The following is a 21,333-nucleotide window of genomic DNA, read 5'->3' as shown; positions in this document are numbered from 1 at the left end:
TCAGTGATCTCCTGCCTGTGCGAGTTCGTCGAGGACGGCGCCTTTCACGACCACGCCCTGCAGGACCTGGTCGTCGTCCACCACGGCGATGGGGAAACGGTTCTCGCTGAACATGGCGAACAGGTTGTGCAGCGGTTCGTCGCGAGTGACCTTGCGGAAGTCCTGGGTCATCACCTCGGTGACGGTCTCCTTGCCGTCCTCCAGCGCCTGGCTGGCGGCGTCGGCGTCGATCAGGCCGATCAGGCGGCGGTCACGGTCGAGGATGTAGATGGAGTCGAGGGTATGGTCGCGCATCTTGCGCAGCGCGGTGCGCGGGCCGTCGGTGTCGCGCACGGTGGAGCGCACCTTGCGCATGGCGCTCTCGGCGCTGAGGATGCGTGACTTGTCGACGCCCTCGATGAAACGCCGCACGTAGTCGTCGGCGGGCTTGGTGAGGATCTCCTCGGGGGTGCCGATCTGCACCACCTCGCCGTCCTTGAGCAGCACGATGCGGTCGCCGATGCTCAGGGCCTCGTCGAGGTCGTGGGTGATGAAGACGGTGGTCTTCTTCATGCGGTGCTGGAGCTGCAGCAGCTCCTGCTGCATGTCGCCGCGAATCAGCGGATCAAGGGCCGAGAAGGCCTCGTCCATCAGCAGCACGCTGGCGTCGTTGGCCAGCGCACGGGCCAGGCCGACGCGCTGCTGCATGCCGCCGGACAGCTGGCGGGGCAGGGCATTTTCCCAGCCGTCCAGGCCGACCTGCTTGAGCGCATTGCGGGCGGTTTCACGGCGCTCGGCGGCGTCGACGCCGCGGATCTCCAGGCCGAACTCGGCGTTCTCCTGAACGGTGCGGTGGGGGAAGAGGGCGAAGTTCTGGAACACCATGGAGAAGTGGCGGCGGCGGCACTCCAGCAGCTCCTTCTCCTTGAGGCTCGGGATGTTTTGCCCGTCGATGACGATCTCGCCTTCGGTGGGCTCGATCAGCCGATTGAGGCAGCGGATCAGGGTCGACTTGCCGGAGCCCGAGAGCCCCATGATGACCAGCAGCTCCCCTTCGTAGACATCGAAGTCGATGTTGGAAAGGCCCAGGGTCTGGCCGGTCTTGTCGAGGATCTCGGGGCGCTTCAGTCCCTGGTCGCGCAGTTCCAGCGCCTTCTTCGGCTGGCTGCCGAAGACCTTGCTGAGATTGCGGACCCGAATCTTGACGTTTCGGTTGTCACTCATTGGCGATGCCTTGGTCGGCGCCCGGCCTCGCTACCGCAGGAGGCGGGCCGGGAATGGGTTGTCGGGATGGGGCGTCGCTCCAGCATGCCAGCCGGCTGCGTTGACGCGAATCGAAGCGCCATACCCTAGCGTTTATTGAATGGTCATTCAAATTGCGCCGAATGTCGTCGAACGGGACTCATTCGGCACATTGTGCGGCCGTTCCGCTGGTGTCGGCGGCCGGCGACAGGCGCCAGAGGCTACCGCTCGCATCGTCGTCCAGCAAGTAGATCATCCCGTCGTTGCCCTGCAGGACGGTACGGACACGACCGATTTCCCCCTGGAGAATCGTCTCCTGCTCGACCACGGCATCGCCCTCGAGGTGCAGTCGCAGCAGGGCCTCGCTGCGCAGGCCGCCGGCCAGCAGGTCGCCGCGCCAGGGCGCGAATGCCGGTGAAGAGGCCTGGGCGAGCCCGGAGGGCGCGAAGCGGCCTGTGAACAGGTACACGGGGTCGCGCATGCCGGCGGCGCTGTTGCGACCGATAGGCAGGTTGGTGACATAGTCGCGGCCCCGAGTGACCACCGGCCAACCGTAGTTGGCGCCGGGCACGAGGCGGTTGAGCTCGTCGCCGGTGCGCGGGCCGTGCTCGGTGGACCAGGCCGTGCCGTCGTCGGCGACGACCAGGCCCTGGGGGTTGCGGTGCCCGAGGCTGAAGATCTCGTCGAGCACTGCGGGGTCGTCGACGAAGGGGTTGTCGGCGGGCACCTCGCCGCTGTCGGTCAGGCGCAGGATGCTGCCGGCGTGATCGCCGCCGTCCTGGGCGCGCTCCGGGGTCACGCCGCGCTCGCCGACGCTCATCAGCAGGGTGCCGTCGGGCAACCAGGCGAGCCGTGAGCCGTAGTGGCGCCCGGGACGGGAATAGCGGTCCTGGACGAACAGATGCTCGAGATCGGTCAGTCGGGCCTCGCCGAGCCTGGCCCGCGACAGCGCCGTGGCATCGCCGCCCGGTCCCGGTCGGCTCCAGGTAAAGTAGAGCCAGTCATGTTCACCGTCGCCATGCGCGTCGCGGCCGAATCCGGGGTGCAGGGCCAGGTCGAGCAGCCCGCCCTGGCCGCGCGCCGAGACCTCGGGCAGGCCGGCGAGCCGGGTGATCTCGCCGCCGTCGATCAGGGCCAGGCTGCCGACTCGCTCGCTCACCAGGAAGCGGCCGTCGGGCAACTGGGCCAGCCCCCAGGGGTGGGCCAACCCGCCGGCGATGCGGGTCAGGCACAGCGGCAGGTTCCGGGTGTCGAGGGGAATCGGCGCGCCCTGGGCCTGGCCGATCAGCAGCAGTCCCAGCAGCGCCGCAGCCAGGCGTCTCGCGAAGGGAATCATGTTCCGGCTCCGTGGAAAATGGCGCTTTCCAGTATAGGCAGCGCTCCCGGACGTGCCGGTCCCGCCGCTACATCAGCAGCGCCAGCAGCCCCGGCAGGTAGAGCAGCGAGAGCAGGGTCGAGCAGAACACCAGGCTCGCCACGTACTCCGGCTCGCGGCGGGCCTTCTGGGCGAACAGGTAGTTGAACACCGCCACCGGCATGCTCATCTGCAGCACCAGGATGGCGTGAGCCATGGGCGGCAGCGCCAGCAGGGCGCCGATGCCCCAGGCCAGTCCCGCGGCCAGCGGCAGACGCATCAGGCAGAAGCCGAGGCCGGAGCGCAGGTTCCTGACCTGGATGTTGGCCAGCGAGACGCCGAGGGTGATCAGCATCAGCGGCACGGTGAAGCCCGAGATCAGCTCCACGCTGTTGGCCAGCCAGGGCGGCAGGCTGGTATCGCTGAGCAGCAGCGCCAGGGCGATCAGGATGGCGTAGACCGTCGGTGTCTTGGCCAGCGATTTCAGCGGATTGCCGCGGCTGGTCATCATCGTGCCCAGGGTGAACTGGAACAGCGATACCGTGACCATCACGGTGATGCCGAACGCGAACCCGGCCTCGCCGAAGGCATAGAGCACCACCGGCAGCCCCATGTTGCCGGTGTTGGGGTACATCATCGGCGCCAGCAGCACGCGCCAGTCGCGCTTCAGCAGCCGGGCCGTGACCAGCGTGGCCGCTCCCATGGCGATCAGCACCAGGGCGGTGGCCAGCATGGTGCGGCCGAAGCTGCCGGCATCGATCTCGGCGTTGGCCAGCGAGGCGAGCACCAGCGAGGGGGTGCCGATGTTGAATACCAGGCGGGTGACGAAGGCCACCGGGTAATCGTGGCCGAGCCGAACCCAGCCGAAGCCCAGACCGGCGCCGGCGATGACCGGCGCCATTACGGCGAAGAGTTCGGCGAACATGACGCTCCTCCCTGGAAGATGAATGAGGCGGCCGGCATCAGGCCACTTCTGCGCTCGCGGCGTCGAGGCCGCGCGAGCTGCGAGCCCGCTTCGCCTGGCGCTGAAGCGACAGGTCCAGGCGCTCCAGCAGCCCGGCGAGCAGGGCATGATGGCGCTCGGTCAAGCCGGGTTGGCGGCGCGCGGCCTCGATCAGTGACTCGCCCGCAGTGTGAATATCGCCGGGCTGTCGGCCCCGGGCGCTGTCGGCATAGGCCCTGGCCAGGGCGGCGAAGAAGGCTCGCTTGGCGCGGTGCAGGTCGTCGCCGGGCAGGTCATCGAGACGCCGGCGTAGCTGCAGGCAGGCGTAGCCGATATCCAGGCCGGTCAGGCCCAGGGTGAACAGATGACGCTGATCCTCGGGCAGCACGTCGTCGTGCTTGGCCAGGTGCAGCAGGCGGTCGGCCATGCCGCCGACGAAGCGAGCTTCGGCTTCGTGGATCGGGGGATCGGCGAGGCGGCGCAGGTCGCCGACGATGGCGCTGACCAGTCGCCGCTTGCGCAGGGTGGAGCCGAAGCCGGGCAGCAGCCGGAACCCCGTTACCACCGTGGCCAGTCCGATCATCACGGCGATGGCTCGGTTGATGAAGCTGTCGAACGAGAAATCCATGCCGTTGCCGGGCATGGTCAGCAGGATGTTGCCGATGGTGAAGGCCAGGCAGTAGCCCATCAGGCGCGGGTTGGCCGCGCCCAGCAGGCCCAGGAACAGCGGTGTCAGGAAGATCATCGCCAGCATCGGGAAGCCGCTGGCCTGGGCCAGCAGCACATGGCCGAACAGGAAGGCGCTGGGGATCGCGGCCAGCATGCCCTTGGCGAACATCATGCAGATCATGACCGGATTGTCGCGGCTGGCGAAGAAGGCCGAGAACAGGGTGCCGAGCAGCATGGCCACCTGGCCGTTGTTCCAGGCGGTGGCCAGCCAGAACGCGGCGAGCACGGTGAAGATGAGCCCGGCGCGCAGCGCATTGAGCCCGGCGACCAGATGATCGCGATGCCAGGCCAGGGCCACGCCGCGCAGCCGCTTGCCGTCGGGGCGGGTGATGGCGTCGCGGGCATCGAGCATCACCAGCGCATGGCCCAGCGCCTCGCGCATGCCCAGCAGGCAGCGCTGCTCGAGCGGGGAGAGCGCCTCGTCGGGGCACGACAGGGCCCGGTGGCGCAGCTCGTGCAGGCGATGATGGGCCGGGGCGATGCCGCTGACCTCGGCGGCGTCGCGAAAGCCCTCGGCGATGTCGCCGGCCAGCGCGTGGATCTCCGGCGACAGGCGTTCGCCGTAGTGGTGCAGTAGCTGCTGCAGGGCATGCAGGGTGGCCATCAGCCGCAGGGTACGGCGAGTCAGCACATGGCTGGCGCGGATCCGCCCCGGCCCCTCGGGCCCCTCGTAGCGGGCGGCCTGGCTGTCGCCCTCGAGCTGGGTGAGCGGCTCGAGGCTGCCGGTCAGGGTGCTCTGCAACTCGCCGAGATCGGAGGAATCGGTCAGCCGGCGGGCGGCGTGCCGAAAGGCCTGGTTGACGACCTCGTCGGCCTGCTGGCCCAGATGGTGGCCGACCTTGATCGGCCACAGCAGCGCGCTGACCAGGGTCGCGCAGGCCGCGCCCAGGGCCAGTTCCGAGAGGCGGGCCACGGCGATGGCGAAGATGCCGTCGGGCTGGCTGGCGCCGATCACCACGATCAGCATGGCCGTGACCGCCCCCATGATGCAGCCGTAGGAGGCATTGTTGCGCAGCAGCGAGCTGCCGTAGGTGCACAGCATGATCCACAGCGTCAGGCTGGCCAGCGCCGGAATGGGCGCCTGGGCGAACAGGCTCATGATGACGATGCCGGCGCCGCAGCCGACCAGGGTGCCGCTGATCTGGCTCAACCCCTTCTCGACCACCATGCCGCTCATCGGGCGGATCTGCAGGAAGGCTGCCGAGATCAGCGCCCAGTAGGGGCGCTCCAGGTCGCACCACAGGGCCACGTAGAGCGCCAGCAGCATGGCCAGGGTCGCCTTGACGGCAAACCGAACGGCCTGGCCGCTGGGTGTCAGGTAGGCCTGAAACCAGGGCGACATGCGCGGTTACTCCGTCGGCTCGATGTGTACCGAGGCCGTCATGCCGGCGCTCAGCAGCGTGCCATCGGGGATCTCGTCGAGGGCGATGCGGACCGGAATGCGCTGGGCCAGCCGCACCCAGCTGAAGGTGGGGGCCACCTGCGGCAACAGCTGGGCATTGGGCGAGGTGTTGGAATCGGCGATGGCGCGCCCGATGCTCTCGACGTGGCCGCGTAGCTCGGTGTTGCCGCTCATCAGCGTCACCCGGGCCTGATCGCCGACCTTGAAGTGGGGCGTCTTGGTTTCCTCGAAATAGCCGGTGACGTAGTAGGAGTCCGACTTGACCAGCGCCATCACCGCCGTGCCGGTATTGACGTAGTTGCCTTCGGCGAGCTGCAGGTTGAGCACGTGCCCGCTTGCCGGGGCCTGGACCGTGGTGCGTTCCAGATCGAGCCGGGCGCTGTCGAGTTCGCTGCGTGCCTGGGCGAGGCTGGCGCTGGCTACCTGGCTGTCGATGCGCGCCGTTTCCTGGCTCTCGGCGCTGATCGCCTCGCGGCTCAGCCGGTTGCGGCGCGAGGCCTGATGCTGGCTCAGCTCGAGTTCGGCCTGGCGCTGGGCCACCACCGCCTCGGCCTTGTCGACCGCCGTCTGGTAGCGCTGGCGATCGATCTGGAAAAGCGGCTCGCCCTCGGCGACACGCTGGTTGTCCTCCACCGCCAGCGACACCACCCGCCCGGAGACGTCCGGGGCAATGGTGATCACCTCGGCCCGTACCCGGCCGTCGCGGGTCCAGGGCGTGTAGAGATAGTAGTGCCATAGCCACAGGCCGGCGGCGATGGCCAGGGCCACGATGACCAGGGTGACGAGGCTTCGTAGCAGGGTGCGCATAATCAGACGGTCCCGGTGGCGGAGGAGAGGTAGGCGATGCCGGCGGTGCAGATCACGAACAGGGCGGTGTCGAACCAGGCCTCGAACCACAGCCGGTTCGTGCCCAGCAGGCGGTAGAGCACGGCGCGGATCAGCAGGGTGACGACGAGTCCGCTCAGGGCGTACAGCAGCAGGGGAGAGAGGTAGAGGCCGCCGATGGCGATTTCACGAAGGGCCATGCTCGCTCCTTGAGCGTCGGAGAGAGCCCCATTCTAGCAACCGAGGCTGCGGGAGGCACGGTCGCCGGCTTGACGCCCGGGCGAGCCCTCTCTAATTTTTTGTATACGATACGGGTTTCGTGAGCGGCCGACATGGGCTGCCCGCAGGCCCGAAGACGTCAGCAATGCCCGGGCGGATGACGCTCGGTGCCCCTTTCCCTGACTCCGGCTGGATGCCGCCCTCACCGAAGCCGCGCCGACCTGCCGCTCGCCCGAGGCGAGGGGGTGGCATGGCACCCGACGATCGAGCCCCGACGGATCGCCACAAGGTGGTGGTGGAGCACTTGTTCAAGGTCTTCGGCGGCGACGCCGAGGAGACCATTCGCCGCGCCCAGGCCGGCGAGGCCAAGGACCGCATCTACGCCGAGACCCATTCGGTGGCCGCCGTGGCCGATATCTCGTTCAGCGTCGACCTGGGCGAGATCTTCGTCGTCATGGGGCTCTCCGGCTCCGGCAAGTCGACCCTGATCCGCTGCCTCAATCGCCTGATCGAGCCGACCCGGGGGCGCATCCTGCTCGACGGCGAGGACGTGCTGGCCATGGATGCGGGGGCGTTACGCCGGCTGCGTGCCCACAAACTGTCGATGGTCTTCCAGCATTTCGCGCTCTTTCCCCACAAGACGGTCGCCGAGAACGTCGAGTTCGGTCTCAAGGTACGCGGCATGGGGGCTGCGGAACGCCGCGACAAGGCGCTGCGCGCCCTGGCCCAGGTGGGCCTGGAGGCCTATGCCGACGTGCCGCCCGACAATCTCAGCGGCGGCATGCAGCAGCGCGTCGGCCTGGCCCGCGGGCTCGCCGTGGACCCCGATATCATGCTGATGGACGAGCCTTTCAGCGCCCTGGACCCGCTGATCCGCCGCGACATGCAGGACGAGCTATTGGCCCTGCAGTCGCAGCTGCACATGACCATCCTGTTCATCACCCACGATCTCCACGAGGCGCTGCGCATCGGCGATCGCATCGCCATCATGAAGGACGGCCGCTTCGTGCAGACCGGCACGCCGGAAGAGATCGTCGCCCGGCCCGCCGACGACTATGTCGCCGCCTTCACGCGCGATGTGGACCGGGGCCGCGTCTTTCGCATGGGGCGCCTGAGTCGCCCGGCCGCCACCGTGACCCTCGGTGATGCTCCTGGCGAGGCGCGCCGACGCTGTGACGACGCGGCCCAGGCAGGCATCCACGTGGTCGACGACGACGGCTTCCCGCTGGGCATCGTGCCGCGCGCCGACCTCGATGTGCTCGAAGACGGCGGCGGTGAGCTGCGCGCCTTGATGCGACGCAACTATCCCGCCGCCCGGGCCGACCAGGAACTGATCGAGCTCTACGGGGCCTGTGCCCGGGGGCTGCCCATCGCCGTGCTCGACGCCGCCGGGCGCCTGCAGGGCTGCGTCGACCCGCTGCGGATCTTCGCGCTGCTTGCCGGCGACGCAGCGGCCGGAATGCCGGCGTGCCGATCCGAGACCGCCGCCTGCGAGGCGGCCAAGGAGCCGTGAGCCATGGCCGACCGACTCTCCGATTTCTATACCCTGCCGCTGGACGACTGGATCGAGGTGGTGGTCAAGGAGTGGCTGGTCCCCAACTTCCGGCCGGCTTTCCAGGCCCTGCAATGGCCCATCGATCAGTTGCTGGGCTGGCTGGAGGACGGTCTGCTGTGGCTGCCCTATCCGGTCTTCGTGGCGATGGTGCCGCTGATCGCCTGGCGGGTCGCCGGCACGCGAGTGGCGATCTTTGCCCTCTCGGCGGTGCTGCTGCTCGACCTGCTGGGAATCTGGCAGGAGACCATGATCACCCTGTCGATGATCATTACCGCCGTCGCCTTCTGCGTGATGGTGGGCGTGCCGCTGGGCATCCTCGCCGCGCGCAGCGATCGCTTCGCCGGACTGATCCGCCCGGTGCTGGACATCATGCAGACCATCCCGCCCTTCGTGTACCTGGTGCCGATCGTGATGCTGTTCGGCGTCGGCATCGTGCCCGGGGTGATCGCCACCATCATCTTCGCCCTGCCGCCGATGATTCGCCTGACCAACCTGGGCATCCGCCAGGTGCAGTCGGAGCTGGTGGAAGCCGGCCTGGCCTTCGGGGCCAGCCGTCGCCAGCTGCTGTTCGAGATCCAGATTCCGCTGGCGCTGCGCACCATCATGGCCGGCCTCAACCAGACCCTGATGCTGTCGCTGTCGATGGTGGTGATCGCCGCCCTGATCGGTGCCGGCGGCCTGGGGTTGACGGTATTCACCGGCCTGGGGCGCCTGGACATCGGCCGGGCGAGCCTGGGCGGCATCGGCATCGTGCTGCTGGCGATCCTGCTCGACCGGATCACCCAGGCGCTTGGCGAGGGTGGCCAGGCCGGGCGAGGGAGCACCAAGCGCTCGTTTCGCCAGCTGCTGTTCAAGGGAGGCAGGCAACACGGCACGGAGGACGACTCATGACATGGCCTCGCGCATCGGGGCCCGATAGAGGAGGGAGTCTTATGTATCCGCGCATCGAACCCCGTCGTACGCTGGCGGGACTGGTGTTGACGCTGGGCCTGATGCCGGGCGTGGCCCTGGCCGACCAGGCCATGCCCGGCGAGGGCGTGACGGTCACCCCCGCACGCGCCACCTGGGATACCGGCTGGTTTCCGGCGGCGGTCTACAGCCGGTTGCTCGAGGAGCTGGGGTACGACGTGAAGCGTCCCACCACCCTCGACAACCCGCCCTTCTACCAGGCGGTGGCCCAGGGCGACGTCGATTTCTGGGTCAACGGCTGGTTCCCGCTGCACAACACCTATCGCAGCACCTTCGAGCCGGGCGCCGAGCTGATCGGCTACGTGGCCCAGGGTGGGGCCCTGCAGGGCTATCTGGTGGACAAGAAGACCGCCGACGAGCATGGCATCACCCACCTCGAGGATTTCCGGGATCCCGAGATCGCGGCGCTGTTCGATTCCGATGGCAACGGCAAGGCCGAACTGGTGGCATGCCCACCGGGCTGGGGCTGCGAACTGGTGATCGCTTACCAGCTCGAGGCCTACGGACTGACCGATACCGTCGAGCCGATCAAGGCCGGCTATGCGGCGTCGATGGCCGATGCCCTGGGGCGCTACCAGGAGGGAGGCTCGATCTTCTTCTACACCTGGACACCCAACTGGACGCTGGGTTTGCTCAAGCCCGGCCAGGACGTGGTGTGGCTCACCGTGGAGGAGGCGAAGCTGCCCGAGGACCAGAAACAGTTCGAGGACGACACCGTCGCCGAGGGCGTCGTCGGCTGCGTCGCCGACCCCTGCAACCTGGGCTGGCCGGCCAACGACATCCGGCCGGTGGTCAACACGGCCTTCGCCGAGGCCAATCCGGCGGCCGCCAAGCTGTTCGAGGTGGCGGGGATTCCCGTTGAGGACATCTTCGCCCAGAACGCGAGGATGTTCGACGGCGAGGATAGCGCCGACGATATCCAGCGCCATGCCGACGAGTGGATCGCGGGGCATCGTGATCAGGTCGATGGCTGGCTCGAGCAGGCGCGCGACGCGGCGGCTCAGTGAGCGGTGCGGCGCCGGGCGGTTCAGCCGCCGGGCGTCGCACGCCAGTCGGCAGGCCGGGCCGCGCGCAGGAACTCGAGCAGCGCCGTGACCTTGCGCGGTCGATGGCCGTGCGGATAGAGCAGGCTGATCGGCACCGCAGGGGCTTCCCACGCCGGCAGGCAGCGCACGAGCTGACCCGGGTGGGCCGCCAGACGTCGTTCGGCCATCCAGATCGGCAGGATGCCCAGCCCATGGCCACGCACGATGGCATCCGACTGGAGCACCAGGCGATCGACGCGCAGGCGAGAGCCCGGGAGGCGCACGTCGTATTCGCCCTGGCGGGGATGACGCAGCACCAGCTCCTGGTTGGCTTCTCCGAGCAGGTCGATCCAGGCATGGCCGTCCAGGTCGCGGGGGTGTTCCGGCGCGCCATGGCGGGCCAGATAGTCGGGGTGGGCGTAGAGTCCGCGCTCCAGGCGGGTCACCGGCTCCTGGCGCAGCGCGGTGTTGCCGGCGTCGCCGTACCAGACCACCACCGAGCCGTCGACGCGGGGGTCCGTGAGACGCTCGCGGGTGACCAGGCTCAGTTGCAGCCCCGGGTGACGTGCCATGAACTCTTCGATGGCCGGGCCCACCCAGCAGCGAGCCAGGGCCTCGTGGACTTCCAGCGTCAGCCCGCCGCTGATGTCCTCGCGCAGCTCGTCGAGGGCCTGCTGTCCCTTCTCGGCCAGCGCGATCAGGCGCAGGCAGTAATCGTGGAAGACGCGGCCGGCCTCGGTGGGCGCCAGGCGGTTCGACTGGCGGCGCATCAGCGGCTGGCCCAGCCGCCCTTCGAGCTGCTGCAGGCGGCGGCTGAGGGTCGATTTCGCCACGCCCAGCCGGCGAGCGCTCAGCGTCAGGCTGCCGGAAGCCATGACGTCGGCGAAAGCGATCAGTTCATCGGCATCGTGCATGGACGGACCCTGGCGGCGAAGGAAACTTGGCATTATGCCAGAGCGCTGTGCGGATAAAAATCATTATTGTTTGCGAGGCGTTGGTCGCCGACTGTTTCCTGCGTCGGATGGCGGTGAGGGCGAGGGCGGAATATAGAGAAGGGCGATGAACTAAAAAACCCCGGCATGGCCGGGGCACAAGGGATAACGGGTCGATCGAAACGCGGGATTAGCGCCCGCCGGACTCAGAAATCCACGGTCAGCCCCAGGTTGAGCTGACGACCGTCCAGCACGACTTCGTAGTCGTCGTTGGTGATTTCCTTGTCTGCAATGTTGTAGATGCCGGCCTTGACGCGGGCATTGTCATTGAGCGCGTAGACCAGGCCGGCGTCGACGAAGCCGTAGCCGGGAGTGCCGTCGCTCATGCTGCTGCGGCCCAGATAGTCGCTGGTCCCGCTGCGGATGTTGTTCTGTACCCAGAGATTGAGGTCTTCGGTGGCTTCCCAGTCGAGCAGTACGTTGAACATGTGCTCGGGTATCTTGTTGAGCGGCTCGCCCTCGAACTCCCCACTCTTCTGCTCGGAGTCGGTGAAGGTGTAGCTGGAGGTGACGTTCAGCCGGGGCGTGATGTCATAGCCCAGTGACAGCTCGACACCCTGCATCACCGCCTCGTCGATATTCTGGCGGGTGCTCAGGAAGACGAAATCGTTGCCGGAGTAAGGGCAGGCCCAGGTCGAAGGGTCGTTGCGATCGGCGTTGGCCGTTTCGCAGAGCCGCTCCTCGGCGATCTTGTCCTCGAACCGGGTATGGAACAGCGTCGCGCTTGCGTTGAGGTTGCCTGCGGCGTTGTTGTAGGCGAATCCGAACTCGTAGTTGGTACTGGTTTCCGGATCGAGATCCTCGTTGCCGATGATCAGCGCGCGCGGGTGCGGCGCGGGAGAGCCGCCGCCGCCGGTGCCGCGGCCGAAGCCTTCGGTGGCGTCGGACAGGCTGGGCTGCTTGTAACCGGTGGAGACGCCGCCCTTGAGGGTCCACTCCGGGGTCAGGTGGTAGTTGGCGTAGACCCGTGGCGAGAGATGGCCGCCGAACAGTTCGTCGTCGTCGTAGCGCAGGCCGGTGGTCAGGTTGAGGGCGTCGGTGATGCCCCACTCCATCTCCACGAACAGCGAGGCCAGCCAGCGATCCACGCTGTTCACGGCACCGGGCACGTTGGAACTCAGCAGGCCGTTGGTGTCGTCGGTCAGGTCCTCGTACTTGTACTGACCGCCGAAGGTCAGCATATGGTTGCCCCAGAAGTAGGTCGACTGGGTGTTGAAGGTGGTCATTTCATTGGTCTTCTCCTCGCTGGCCTCGTCCAGGTGCCGGTCGGAGATGTCGTGCTGCAGGTAGGTATCGGTCAGGAAGCTACCGTAGCTGCCACTGTGCGACAGCGTGTAGACGTCCTTGTCGTAGCGGGTGGTGCTGGCCTCGGTCGGATTGCCGCGGCTGTCGACCAGGGCCATGCTGCGCCCGGGCGTGTGAGTGTACTCCTTGGTGGAAGAGGTATAGCCGAGGGTGAACTCGTTGCTGTCGTCCGGGGTGAGGATCAGCTTGACGCCGCCCTGGCGGGTGTCGCTGTCGGGCGTGCTTTCGGCGTTGTCGTCGCCGCCGATGAAATCGCTCTCCTCGTTGCCGATCCAGCTACCGTGGAACTGGGCGCCCAGCAGGCCCTCGATCAGTGCGCCGCCGGTGAAGAAGCTGACCTGCTGGGCATCGCTGTTGATGTCGTTGAGCGAGTGGGTGTACTCGGTGGTGACCGAGCCCGTCCACTCATCGGTCACTTTCTTGGTGATGACGTTGATGACGCCGCCCATGGCCTGGGACCCGTAGAGGGACGACATGGGACCGCGGATCACCTCGATACGCTCGATCATGGAAATCGGCGGCAGTCCGATCTGCTTGCCGCCGTCGGTGCCATTGGTATTGACCAGGCGGCCGTCATTGATCGGGCGTCCGTCGATCAGGTACAGGGTATAGCTGTCGTCCATGCCGCGGATGCTGATGTCCTTGGACAGCCCCCCGCCGGTGACGTAGACGCCCGGGATGTTATCCACGGCGTCGGTGATATCAGAGTAGGACTGCTTGTTCAGCTCCTCCCCGCTGATCACCGAGATGCTGGCCGGGGCGTCGGAGAGCGCCTGTTCGTAGCCCGAGGCGGTGACCACCACCGGCTCCAGCTCGGTGGCGTCATCGGCCAGCGCGCCGCCGCTGGCGCAAGCGGCGGCGATGCCGAGGGCCAGCGCCGTGCGGGTGAAGGGAAGGGGGGTGACATCCTGCATGTTCCTAGCTCCTTGCTCTGACAAGTAATGGGGCATGCGGCCTCATGGTTGTTATTGGCGTGCTGGCCGTGTCGGTGGTCGGCGATGCCGTTGTCGAGGGATCAACGGTGGGGACCTTTCTCGGGGAACCCGTGGGTCGGCGAGCCACTCCAATGCGGCAAAAACGATAAAGATTCGCATTTGTGTTGGGAAGGTCGAATACCGGAATGTGGCGTTGCGTAAATGGCAACCGGGCGGCGTCGTGCCGGCGATGAGGCCGGTTGCGCGTCATGCAACCCGATGTTGCGGCAGCGGACGCCAGGCACATGGTAGTGTTCAGCCATCTTTCAATATTGATTCGTATTCGTTTTTAGGAGGTGGCAATGAAAGGTATCCGATGGTGCATGCCGGCGCTGGCCCTGGGAGTGTTCGCCCTGCCCTCGATGGTTCAGGCCCACGAGGTCGAAGGGGAGGCGCACGGGCCCGATGTCGTCAGCTTCGACTGGGGAGCCGCGGACACGCTGGCGGCCCTGGGGCTCGAGGACCATCTCGTCGGCCTGCCGCACCAGGCCGCGCCGGCCTACGTAGCCGACCTGCTGGACGGGCGTGCCGACGTGGGCGGCCTCAAGACGCCGGATCTGGCGGCGGTCGCCGCCGCCGATCCCGACCTGATCCTGGTGACCGGTCGCCAGTCGGCGGCGCTGGAGGACCTGGAGGCGCTGGCCGAGACGCAGGACGTCTCGATGGGCGAGGGCGACTACTTCGAGGCCTTGAGCGCCAAGGTGACGGGGCTGGCCGAGCGCTTCGGCGCCGAGGCCCGGGCCGCCGAGCGGCTTGCCGCTCTGCACGACGAGATCGAGGCCGCGCGGGCGAGCCTGCCCGACGACCTCGAGGCGGTGGTGGTGACTCACAACGACGGCCACTATTCGCTGCGCGAGGAGCCAGTGGTCGGTGAGCTGCTGCAGATTGCCCAGCCGGCGCTGCCGGCGTCGGTCGAGCCGATGAGTCGCGGTACCCGCACCTTCACTCCGCTCACCCCGGCCGCGATCGGCGAGATGGCGCCGGATGCGCTGCTGGTGGTGGACCGCAGCGCCGCCATCGGCGCGACGCCGCTGGACGTCACGTCGCTCGAAGAGGCGCTGGCGGCCGAGGGCGGCGAGGCGATCGAGGTGACGGTGCTGTCCCCGGCGCTGTGGTACCTCTCCGGCGACGGCCTGCAGAGCGTTCGCGCCCAGGTGCAGGAGGTCACCGGCAGCCTGTCGTCGCTGTGAGCCGATTCGACACGCTTCCCTGAGCCCACCGAATGCGTTGCATGCTCTCGAACGCGACGTTGCGGGCGAGCAGGGTGAGAAGTTTTTTGCGATTAATTATCATTGGCGAATATTCGCATGTCCGGGTGGCCAGACGCCCGATCAGTCGAGGAGCATCCATGTCCGTTTCCCTGTCCAAGACCCCGTTTCTGGTTGGCGCCTGCCTGGCGGCGGCGTTCACCGTCGCCTCAGGCGTGGCCCAGGCCCGCAACCTGGATACCGCCCATGGCCAGGTCGAGGTGCCCGATGCCCCCGAGCGGGTGGTGACCCTCTATGAAGGCGCCCTGGATGCGTCCCTGGCGGCCGGCGTCATGCCGGTCGGCGCGGTCACCACCCGCGGCGGCGACGATGTGGCGCGCTATATCGAGCCGCATCTCGACGACGAACGCCCGTCGATCGTCGGCGTGGTGCGCGAGGTCAACATGGAGGCGGTGGTGGCCGAACGGCCGGACCTGATCCTGGCCGGGCCGCGCCTCGCCGATGCCCAGTACGCGTTGCTGTCGAAGATCGCGCCGACGGTGGTGCCGGAAAGCCCGGGCATCACCCCCGAGGCGTGGAAGGCCGAGGCCCGTCAGTACGGCCGGGCGCTGGGACGCGAGGCCGCGGTGAACGATGCCATCGACGGCGTCGAGACCCGCGCCGCCGAGATGGCGGAACGCCTGGACGCGGGCGATATCGACGCCACCGCCAACCTGGTGCGCTGGATGCCCCAGGGGCCGCTGGTGATGTCCGACCAGCTGTTCTCCACCGGCCTGCTCGCCGCCGTGGGCCTCGAGGTGGACGCCGCCGGCCTGCTCAACGGGCGGGGCGTGCACAGTGACCCGCTGAGCCTGGAAAACCTCTCCAGGCTGCAGGGCGACTGGCTGTTCCTGGCCACCCTCAACGAGGAGGGCGACGAGGCCCTGGCGGCTGCCGAGGAATCGCCGGCCTTCGCTCGCCTGCCGGTAGTCGAGAACGGTCGGGTGGTGCCGGTGGACGGACAGCTGTGGACCAGCGCCAACGGGCCGCTGGCCGCCGAGGCGATCCTCGACGACATCGAAGCGGCGCTGCTGCCCTGATGTCCCAGGGAGTCATCGCCAACACCGAGCCCCGCCCACCGGCGGGGCTTTCGGGTGTGTTGCTGCTGCTCACCGGCTTGCTTGGGCTGGCGGCGCTGGCCAGCCTGCTGTGGGGCGCCGGCGACGTCGGTGCGTCCCGAGCGCTGGCCGTGCTGTTCGGCGTCGGCGACGAGGAGGCGCGCTTCGTGGTCGAGACGCTGCGCCTGCCGCGGACCCTGATCGGCATCGCCGTGGGGCTGGCGCTGGGCGTGTCCGGGGCGCTGCTGCAGGCGGTGTCGCGCAATCCGCTGGCCGAGCCGGGGCTGCTCGGCGTCAGCGCCGGGGCCGCCTTCGCCGTGGCCGTGGCGCTGTGGCTGGGTGCCAGTGCGGCGACCCTGCGCGTCGCGGTGGCCCAGGTCGGCGCACTGGTCGGCTGCCTGTCGGTGATGAGCGTGGTGCGCCTGCGTGGCCTGGGCGATGATCCGGTGCGCCTGGTGCTGGCCGGTGCCGCCTTCTCGGCGTTGCTCGCCTCGCTGACGTCGCTGCTGCTGCTGTTCGACCAGCGCACCGCCGACGAGATCCGCTTCTGGGTGGTCGGCAGCCTGGCCGGGCGTCGCCTCGACGACCTGATGGCCGTGCTGCCGAGCCTGGCCTTGGCACTCGTCGTCACCGGGCTGATCGCCCGCCCGTTGGCCGCGCTGGCGCTGGGCGAGCGGGTCGCCTCGGGGCTCGGCCATCGTCCCGGTCGGGTGCGGGCCCTGGTGGTGCTGGCGGTGGCGCTGCTGGTGGGCGCGGCCACCGCGATTGCCGGGCCGATCGCCTTCGTTGGCCTGGTGGTGCCCTTCGCGGCGCGCTCCCTGGCCGGCCCCGACATCCGTCGCACCCTGTGGCTGTGCCTGCCGCTGGGCCCCCTGATGGTGCTGTCCGCCGACGTGGTCTCGCGCCTGGTGGTGGCGCCCTCGGAGCTGTCGCTTGGGGTGCTTACCGCGCTGGTCGGCGCCCCGGTGCTGGTCGCCGTGGTGCGGGCCCGTCGACTGCCCGTCCTGTGAGCCGGAGAGCCATGTGAGTCCCATGTCCGAGACCGTCCCGATGTTGCGCCGAGGGGATGCCGTGCCTCGGCCTGCCCCGGTGCCGCCGCCCCCCGGCTGCTGGCGGCTGGCCCGTGGCGAGTGGCACCTGCTGATCGAGCGCCGTGCGCTGGCCGTCGGCCTGTCATTGCTGGCGCTGCTGCTGGCCGCCTCGCTGGCCTACCTGTGCCTGGGCCAGCAGTGGCTGTCGCCCGCCGGCGCTTGGGTGGCGCTGCACGGCGAGGGCGATGTGATGGCCGCCTTCGTGGTCCAGGAGCTGCGGCTGCCGCGCCTGCTGGCAGCCTGGCTGACCGGTGCCGCCTTCGCGCTGGCCGGCTGCCTGATGCAGGCCCTGGCCCGCAACCGCCTGGCCACGCCGGGCATCATCGGCATCGACAACGGCGCCACCGCCTTCGCCGTGGCCTCGGTGGTGGGGCTCGGCGCGTCGCTGGCCCCGCCGGCCATGGCGCTGGCCGGGGCCGCCACCGCGGCGGCCGTCACCTTCGGGGTGGCCAGCGGCGGCGATACCCGCGGCTATCGCTTCATCGTCGCCGGCATCGGCATCGGAGCGGTGTTTGGCGCCGTCACCCAGGTGCTGCTGGCCCGAGTGGACATCGACACCGCCAACGCCGCCTACCCGTGGACGGTGGGCACGCTCAACGCCCGCCCGGGAGGGGCCGTCACGATACTGGCCCTCGGCCTGGCCGTGGGCTGGCCGCTGGCGCTCGGGCTGGCACGCTCGCTGTCGCTGATGCGGTTCAGCGATGCCGTGGCCCGGGGGCTCGGCGTCGGGCTGCGTCGTCGGCGCGCCCAGGTGCTGGCGTTGTCGGTGCTGTTGACCGCACTGGCGGTGGCGGTGGCCGGCCCGGTGGGCATGGTGGCGCTGATCGGCCCCGAGATCGCCCGCTCGCTGGCTTCGCCTCGTGGCGTACCGTTGACCGCCTCGGCGCTGGCAGGGGCCCTGGTGATGGTGCTGGCCGACCTGACGGGACGGCTGCTGCTGGCGCCCATCGAACTGCCGGTGGGCATCGTCACCGCCGTGGTCGGCGGCCCCTGGCTGCTGTGGATCCTGATGCGTCCCGCCAAGAGGAAATCGCCATGACCGTGCCCCATCGCCTCGAGGCCAGTGAACTGAGCCTGGCCTATGGCCGCACCTCGATCATCGACAACCTGGCCGTCGAGCTGCCGCCGGGCAAGGTGACCGCCATCGTCGGTCCCAACGGCTGCGGCAAGTCGACCCTGCTGGCCGGGCTGGCCCGCCTGCATGCACCGAGCGCTGGCGCGGTGCTGCTCGACGGCGAGGATATCCAGCGGCTGCCGCCCCGGGAGCTGGCCCGGCGGCTGGCGCTGCTGCCCCAGGAGGCCAGCGCGCCGGAAGGACTGACCGTGAGCGACCTGATTCGCTTCGGTCGCCAGCCGCACCAGGGCTGGCTGCGCCAGTGGTCCGGCGAGGACCAGCGGGCGGTGGAGGAGGCGCTGGCGGCCGCGGGGCTGGAGGCGCTGGCCGAGCGGCCGCTGGAGGCGCTCTCCGGCGGGCAGCGACAGCGCGCCTGGATCGCCATGACCATCGCCCAGCAGACGCCGCTGCTGCTGCTCGACGAGCCGACCTCGGCGCTGGACCTGGGCCACCAGCTGGAGGTCTTCGAGCTGGTGCGGCGGCTGGCCGCCGACGGGCGGACCCTGGCGCTGGTGCTGCACGACCTGGCCAGCGCCTGCCGCTACGCCGACCATCTGGTGGCCATGCGCGACGGGGCGATCGTCGCCCAGGGCGCCCCCGCCGAGGTGGTCACCGAGGCGCTGGTGCACGAACTGTACGGGGTGGCCTGCACGCTGGTGCCGGATCCTGCCACCGGGGCGCCGCTGCTGGCCGACCTGCGCCGGGCCTGAACGCGACGCGCCCCGGCGAGGGCCGGGGCGCGGGTGAGTATTTCGGTAGCGGGTAAGTGAGGACTTGGACCGGGCTTGCGCACGGGCTGATGTTTAACGCCGTATCGCCGAGCACAGGCGCTTATCAGCCACCGACAACGTTATTCGGCGGCCTTCTGGGCGCTTTCGCCTGCGCTTTGCAGCGCCTGACCGATGCGGTCCAGGGCGTTGGAGGCACCTTCCTGGGTGGTCTCCCAGGCGCTGGCGGCGCCCTCCTGAGTGTCGGCCCAGGCCTGGCGCATGCTTTCCCGGGCCTGGTTCCACCAGCCGTCGGTGTATTCCGGTTGCTCGGCGACGGCGGCCGCGTCGAGGTCCAGGTTCACTCGATACTCGATGTCGTCGAGGCGTTCGCCGTGGTGGGTCTCGACGCTGAAATGCCCGGCTTCGATCACGTATTGCTTGTCGCCCAGATCGAGCAGATTGCCGGTGTCGACCACCAGCGCACGCAGGCGCATGTCGTCGTCGAGCAGCACGTCCTCCACCTCGCCGATGGCGCGTTCCGGCGCGTCCGGGGTGTAGACCTCGGCGTCGAGCAGCTCGTTGGTGGAGTAGAGCCCCTGTGGCGCGGCCTGGGCGGTGGTGCTGACGGCCAGGCCTGCGGCGAGCAAGGCGGCGGTCAGGGTCGGCAGTCGCAGGGTATCGCGTGTCATGACATCTCTCCTTGCATCGGTGTCCATGACGCCGCAGCGCGGCGTCTTGCTACATTAGTGTCGTTGCAAGGGATGAGGTTCGCGCCATCGTGTAACGAAATGTTGTGGCGAGGCGAGGTCACGCCTCCGTTTCCGTTAGCTCCGCGGCTCGCCAGATCAGGCTGTCGGTGGGGCCTTCGTCCAGATCGGAGCACATGTCGACGCGCCGGATGGTGGTCGTCTCGCAGACGATGCGCAGGTGGCCACTGGCGCCATTCTGCTCCCAGTGCCAACGGGTCTGTCGCCGGTGCTCGCTGCCGCTGTCGTCCAGCAGCGTCAGCCCGGGCGAGTGTGGCTTTGAGGCCAGGTGCTCCAATGCCGCGAGCTGGGCGCACTGCTGAGCGGGCGTCAGCCGGGAGTCGCCGCGATACCCGGGCAGGAAGCGCTGGCCGCGGGCCTCGGCTTCCAGGAACGGCAGCGCCTGTTCAGGGGTGATGCGGCCGTACTTGCGTACCGGCGAGAGCAGGATGAGGCTGGCGGCGAAGCGGCAGCCGCCCAGGTGGCTGCTTTCCCACACCTCGAAGGGCAGCCCGTGGGTCGCGACGGCCCCGGCCAGCGCCTTGTAGGTGCGGTACCCGTACTTCGCGCAGCACTTGTCCTTCTTGCCGTGGGTACAGCACAGCAGCAGATCCCGTTCGACGCCTTCCCGTTCCCATGCCGTCAGCGAGCCTCCCGATCGCCAGGCACTCAGGAAGTCTTCCAGGGCCTCTCGCGGCACGACGAAGTCCCGACGCTCCGGCATCAGGAACACCCGGTGGATCCCGTCGGGCTGGTCATGGCGATGGATCAGGTTGACTCGCCGCCCATCGGCGGCGATGGCATCGAGCGCACGTACCAGGTCCTCCGGCATGTCGCTGGCCTGGCGGGCCTTGCGGGTCCACTTGGCGCGGGGCCAGCTGATCAGCAGGTTGTGCTCGGCGTGGGCGCCACTGCCGGCCAGCGGGTCGTCCTGCTCGCGGCTGAGATCGGCGCAGAAGACATGGTTCATGAGACGCAGCGCCGCTGGACGTTGGGGGAGCCCGCCGGCGTTCGCGGCCGCCGATGCGGCACGCAGATCGGGCTGCCCGTCTCGGGATCCTCGAGCACGTGGGCATCGAGATCGAAGACGCGCTTGAGATGGCTGGCCGTGAACACTTCCCTGGGCGTGCCGCTGGCGACGATGCGCCCGTCGCGCATCATCACCAGTCGGTCCGCGTAGGCCGCCGCCAGGTTGAGGTCATGCAGCACCAGCAGCAGGGTGCGGCCGTGCTCATGGGCCAGTCGGGACAGCAGCTCGAGCAGGTCCACCTGGACCTTGAGGTCGAGGAAGGTGGTGGGCTCGTCGAGCAGGATCAGGTCCGTCTGCTGGGCCAGCACCATGGCGATCCAGCAGCGCTGTCGCTGGCCGCCGGAGAGCGCATCGACGCTGCGTTCGGCGAAGTCGGTGACATCGGTATAGGCCATCGCCTCGCGGATGGCGCGGGCGTCCCGTTCGGCATCCTGCCGCCACAGCCGCTGGTGGGGAAAGCGCCCCATGCCGACCAGTTGCCTGACCGTCAGCCCTTCCGGGGCGGAAGGGCCCTGCGGCAGCAGGCCAAGCCGCTGGGCGACTTCTCGCGTGTTGCGGCGGTGAATGTCCTCGCCATCGAGGCAGACCCGGCCGGCGCTGGGCGTCAGCGTACGCGCCAGCGTCTTCAGCAGCGTCGATTTCCCGCTACCGTTCGGCCCCAGCAGCACCGTCAGCTTGCCCTCGGCCACCGCCAGGTCGACGCCGTCCAGCACGCGTCGGGACTCGTACCCGGCGTGCAGGCCTTCGCCCGTCAGTCGCGGCGGCTTGGCAGGTGTCGAGGGCATGGGGGCTCGTCGATGTGGATTCTGGAGCGCAGCACACTA

Annotated in this window: 19 protein-coding genes; 8 read left to right on the top strand and 11 right to left on the bottom strand. The window is 68.8% G+C overall.

What is annotated here, in order from left to right:
* The 6 genes from FHR96_RS11975 to FHR96_RS11950 form a co-directional block, all read right to left on the bottom strand.
* Nucleotides 1-1,203: a quaternary amine ABC transporter ATP-binding protein gene (locus FHR96_RS11975; RefSeq protein WP_183387918.1), complete on the bottom strand. Its 1,203-nt coding sequence runs from the start codon at nt 1,201-1,203 to the stop codon at nt 1-3.
* 178 nt (nt 1,204-1,381) lie between these two features.
* Nucleotides 1,382-2,557: a PQQ-dependent sugar dehydrogenase gene (locus FHR96_RS11970; RefSeq protein ID WP_183387917.1), complete on the bottom strand. Its 1,176-nt coding sequence runs from the start codon at nt 2,555-2,557 to the stop codon at nt 1,382-1,384.
* 67 nt (nt 2,558-2,624) lie between these two features.
* Complete coding sequence (locus tag FHR96_RS11965; RefSeq protein ID WP_183387916.1) at nt 2,625-3,500, bottom strand: AEC family transporter; 876 nt, start codon at nt 3,498-3,500, stop codon at nt 2,625-2,627.
* Between the two features lie 37 nt (nt 3,501-3,537).
* Complete coding sequence (locus FHR96_RS11960; protein WP_183387915.1) at nt 3,538-5,589, bottom strand: FUSC family protein; 2,052 nt, start codon at nt 5,587-5,589, stop codon at nt 3,538-3,540.
* A gap of 6 nt (nt 5,590-5,595) precedes the next feature.
* Nucleotides 5,596-6,456: an efflux RND transporter periplasmic adaptor subunit gene (locus FHR96_RS11955; protein ID WP_183387914.1), complete on the bottom strand. Its 861-nt coding sequence runs from the start codon at nt 6,454-6,456 to the stop codon at nt 5,596-5,598.
* 2 nt (nt 6,457-6,458) lie between these two features.
* Nucleotides 6,459-6,674: a DUF1656 domain-containing protein gene (locus tag FHR96_RS11950; RefSeq protein ID WP_183387913.1), complete on the bottom strand. Its 216-nt coding sequence runs from the start codon at nt 6,672-6,674 to the stop codon at nt 6,459-6,461.
* 269 nt (nt 6,675-6,943) lie between these two features.
* On the opposite strand from FHR96_RS11950, the gene FHR96_RS11945 reads away from it, so the two are divergent.
* From FHR96_RS11945 to proX, 3 genes are read left to right on the top strand one after another with little or no spacing between them, the layout of a single operon-like run.
* Nucleotides 6,944-8,206 carry a quaternary amine ABC transporter ATP-binding protein gene (locus FHR96_RS11945; RefSeq protein ID WP_183387912.1) on the top strand — a complete coding sequence of 421 codons (1,263 nt, stop codon included), beginning with the start codon at nt 6,944-6,946 and terminating at the stop codon, nt 8,204-8,206.
* 3 nt (nt 8,207-8,209) lie between these two features.
* On the top strand, nt 8,210-9,139 hold the full coding sequence (locus FHR96_RS11940) for an ABC transporter permease (RefSeq protein ID WP_183387911.1): 930 nt from the start codon (nt 8,210-8,212) through the stop codon (nt 9,137-9,139).
* A gap of 41 nt (nt 9,140-9,180) precedes the next feature.
* Nucleotides 9,181-10,224 (top strand): glycine betaine/L-proline ABC transporter substrate-binding protein ProX, encoded by a 1,044-nt coding sequence (gene proX / locus FHR96_RS11935; protein ID WP_183387910.1) that lies wholly within the window; start codon nt 9,181-9,183, stop codon nt 10,222-10,224.
* Nucleotides 10,225-10,244: 20 nt separating this feature from the next.
* On the opposite strand, the gene FHR96_RS11930 is transcribed toward proX, so the two are convergent.
* On the bottom strand, nt 10,245-11,156 hold the full coding sequence (locus FHR96_RS11930; RefSeq protein WP_183387909.1) for a LysR family transcriptional regulator: 912 nt from the start codon (nt 11,154-11,156) through the stop codon (nt 10,245-10,247).
* Between the two features lie 224 nt (nt 11,157-11,380).
* The gene (locus FHR96_RS11925; protein ID WP_183387908.1) at nt 11,381-13,453 is read right to left on the bottom strand and encodes a TonB-dependent receptor domain-containing protein; all 2,073 of its coding nucleotides are present in this window, start codon (nt 13,451-13,453) and stop codon (nt 11,381-11,383) included.
* A gap of 362 nt (nt 13,454-13,815) precedes the next feature.
* On the opposite strand from FHR96_RS11925, the gene FHR96_RS11920 reads away from it, so the two are divergent.
* The 5 genes from FHR96_RS11920 to FHR96_RS11900 all read left to right on the top strand — a co-directional run bounded on the left by FHR96_RS11920 (nt 13,816) and on the right by FHR96_RS11900 (nt 18,733).
* Nucleotides 13,816-14,703: an ABC transporter substrate-binding protein gene (locus FHR96_RS11920; RefSeq protein WP_183387907.1), complete on the top strand. Its 888-nt coding sequence runs from the start codon at nt 13,816-13,818 to the stop codon at nt 14,701-14,703.
* A gap of 158 nt (nt 14,704-14,861) precedes the next feature.
* Entirely contained in the window at nt 14,862-15,800 is a 939-nt protein-coding gene (locus tag FHR96_RS11915) for an ABC transporter substrate-binding protein (RefSeq protein ID WP_183387906.1), read from the top strand.
* Nucleotides 15,800-16,828, top strand: coding sequence for a FecCD family ABC transporter permease (locus FHR96_RS11910; RefSeq protein ID WP_221195799.1), 1,029 nt, complete (start codon nt 15,800-15,802; stop codon nt 16,826-16,828). Before FHR96_RS11915 ends, FHR96_RS11910 begins: the two co-directional genes overlap by 1 nt.
* Before the next feature lie 22 nt (nt 16,829-16,850).
* The gene (locus FHR96_RS11905; RefSeq protein ID WP_183387905.1) at nt 16,851-17,948 is read left to right on the top strand and encodes a FecCD family ABC transporter permease; all 1,098 of its coding nucleotides are present in this window, start codon (nt 16,851-16,853) and stop codon (nt 17,946-17,948) included.
* Complete coding sequence (locus tag FHR96_RS11900; RefSeq protein ID WP_183387904.1) at nt 17,945-18,733, top strand: ABC transporter ATP-binding protein; 789 nt, start codon at nt 17,945-17,947, stop codon at nt 18,731-18,733. The genes FHR96_RS11905 and FHR96_RS11900 overlap by 4 nt, the downstream gene beginning before the upstream one ends.
* A 140-nt stretch (nt 18,734-18,873) precedes the next feature.
* On the opposite strand, the gene FHR96_RS11895 is transcribed toward FHR96_RS11900, so the two are convergent.
* From FHR96_RS11895 to FHR96_RS11885, 3 genes are all read right to left on the bottom strand, one after another.
* Nucleotides 18,874-19,422: a PRC-barrel domain-containing protein gene (locus FHR96_RS11895; RefSeq protein WP_183387903.1), complete on the bottom strand. Its 549-nt coding sequence runs from the start codon at nt 19,420-19,422 to the stop codon at nt 18,874-18,876.
* A gap of 118 nt (nt 19,423-19,540) precedes the next feature.
* Nucleotides 19,541-20,449, bottom strand: a complete 909-nt coding sequence (locus tag FHR96_RS11890; RefSeq protein WP_183387902.1) for a ferredoxin family protein — start codon at nt 20,447-20,449, stop codon at nt 19,541-19,543.
* On the bottom strand, nt 20,446-21,294 hold the full coding sequence (locus FHR96_RS11885) for an ABC transporter ATP-binding protein (protein ID WP_183387901.1): 849 nt from the start codon (nt 21,292-21,294) through the stop codon (nt 20,446-20,448). The genes FHR96_RS11890 and FHR96_RS11885 overlap by 4 nt, the downstream gene beginning before the upstream one ends.
* Nucleotides 21,295-21,333 lie beyond the last annotated feature (39 nt).

The sequence above is a fragment of the Halomonas organivorans genome (assembly GCF_014192055.1).
Classification (GTDB): domain Bacteria; phylum Pseudomonadota; class Gammaproteobacteria; order Pseudomonadales; family Halomonadaceae; genus Halomonas; species Halomonas organivorans.
The sequence above is the reverse complement of the archived record's forward strand: the minus strand, read 5'-3'. Positions and strand labels throughout refer to the sequence as shown.

Coding starts and splice junctions, on each gene's coding strand:
- FHR96_RS11900 (WP_183387904.1), top strand. CDS start 17,945: ATGACCGTGCCCCATCGCCTCGAGGCCAGTGAACTGAGCCTGGCCTAT.
- FHR96_RS11925 (WP_183387908.1), bottom strand. CDS start 13,453: ATGCAGGATGTCACCCCCCTTCCCTTCACCCGCACGGCGCTGGCCCTC.
- FHR96_RS11975 (WP_183387918.1), bottom strand. CDS start 1,203: ATGAGTGACAACCGAAACGTCAAGATTCGGGTCCGCAATCTCAGCAAG.
- FHR96_RS11890 (WP_183387902.1), bottom strand. CDS start 20,449: ATGAACCATGTCTTCTGCGCCGATCTCAGCCGCGAGCAGGACGACCCG.
- FHR96_RS11960 (WP_183387915.1), bottom strand. CDS start 5,589: ATGTCGCCCTGGTTTCAGGCCTACCTGACACCCAGCGGCCAGGCCGTT.
- FHR96_RS11970 (WP_183387917.1), bottom strand. CDS start 2,557: ATGATTCCCTTCGCGAGACGCCTGGCTGCGGCGCTGCTGGGACTGCTG.
- FHR96_RS11910 (WP_221195799.1), top strand. CDS start 15,800: ATGTCCCAGGGAGTCATCGCCAACACCGAGCCCCGCCCACCGGCGGGG.
- FHR96_RS11945 (WP_183387912.1), top strand. CDS start 6,944: ATGGCACCCGACGATCGAGCCCCGACGGATCGCCACAAGGTGGTGGTG.
- FHR96_RS11950 (WP_183387913.1), bottom strand. CDS start 6,674: ATGGCCCTTCGTGAAATCGCCATCGGCGGCCTCTACCTCTCTCCCCTG.
- FHR96_RS11885 (WP_183387901.1), bottom strand. CDS start 21,294: ATGCCCTCGACACCTGCCAAGCCGCCGCGACTGACGGGCGAAGGCCTG.
- FHR96_RS11915 (WP_183387906.1), top strand. CDS start 14,862: ATGTCCGTTTCCCTGTCCAAGACCCCGTTTCTGGTTGGCGCCTGCCTG.
- proX (WP_183387910.1), top strand. CDS start 9,181: ATGTATCCGCGCATCGAACCCCGTCGTACGCTGGCGGGACTGGTGTTG.
- FHR96_RS11905 (WP_183387905.1), top strand. CDS start 16,851: ATGTCCGAGACCGTCCCGATGTTGCGCCGAGGGGATGCCGTGCCTCGG.
- FHR96_RS11955 (WP_183387914.1), bottom strand. CDS start 6,456: ATGCGCACCCTGCTACGAAGCCTCGTCACCCTGGTCATCGTGGCCCTG.
- FHR96_RS11940 (WP_183387911.1), top strand. CDS start 8,210: ATGGCCGACCGACTCTCCGATTTCTATACCCTGCCGCTGGACGACTGG.
- FHR96_RS11920 (WP_183387907.1), top strand. CDS start 13,816: ATGAAAGGTATCCGATGGTGCATGCCGGCGCTGGCCCTGGGAGTGTTC.
- FHR96_RS11930 (WP_183387909.1), bottom strand. CDS start 11,156: ATGCACGATGCCGATGAACTGATCGCTTTCGCCGACGTCATGGCTTCC.
- FHR96_RS11895 (WP_183387903.1), bottom strand. CDS start 19,422: ATGACACGCGATACCCTGCGACTGCCGACCCTGACCGCCGCCTTGCTC.
- FHR96_RS11965 (WP_183387916.1), bottom strand. CDS start 3,500: ATGTTCGCCGAACTCTTCGCCGTAATGGCGCCGGTCATCGCCGGCGCC.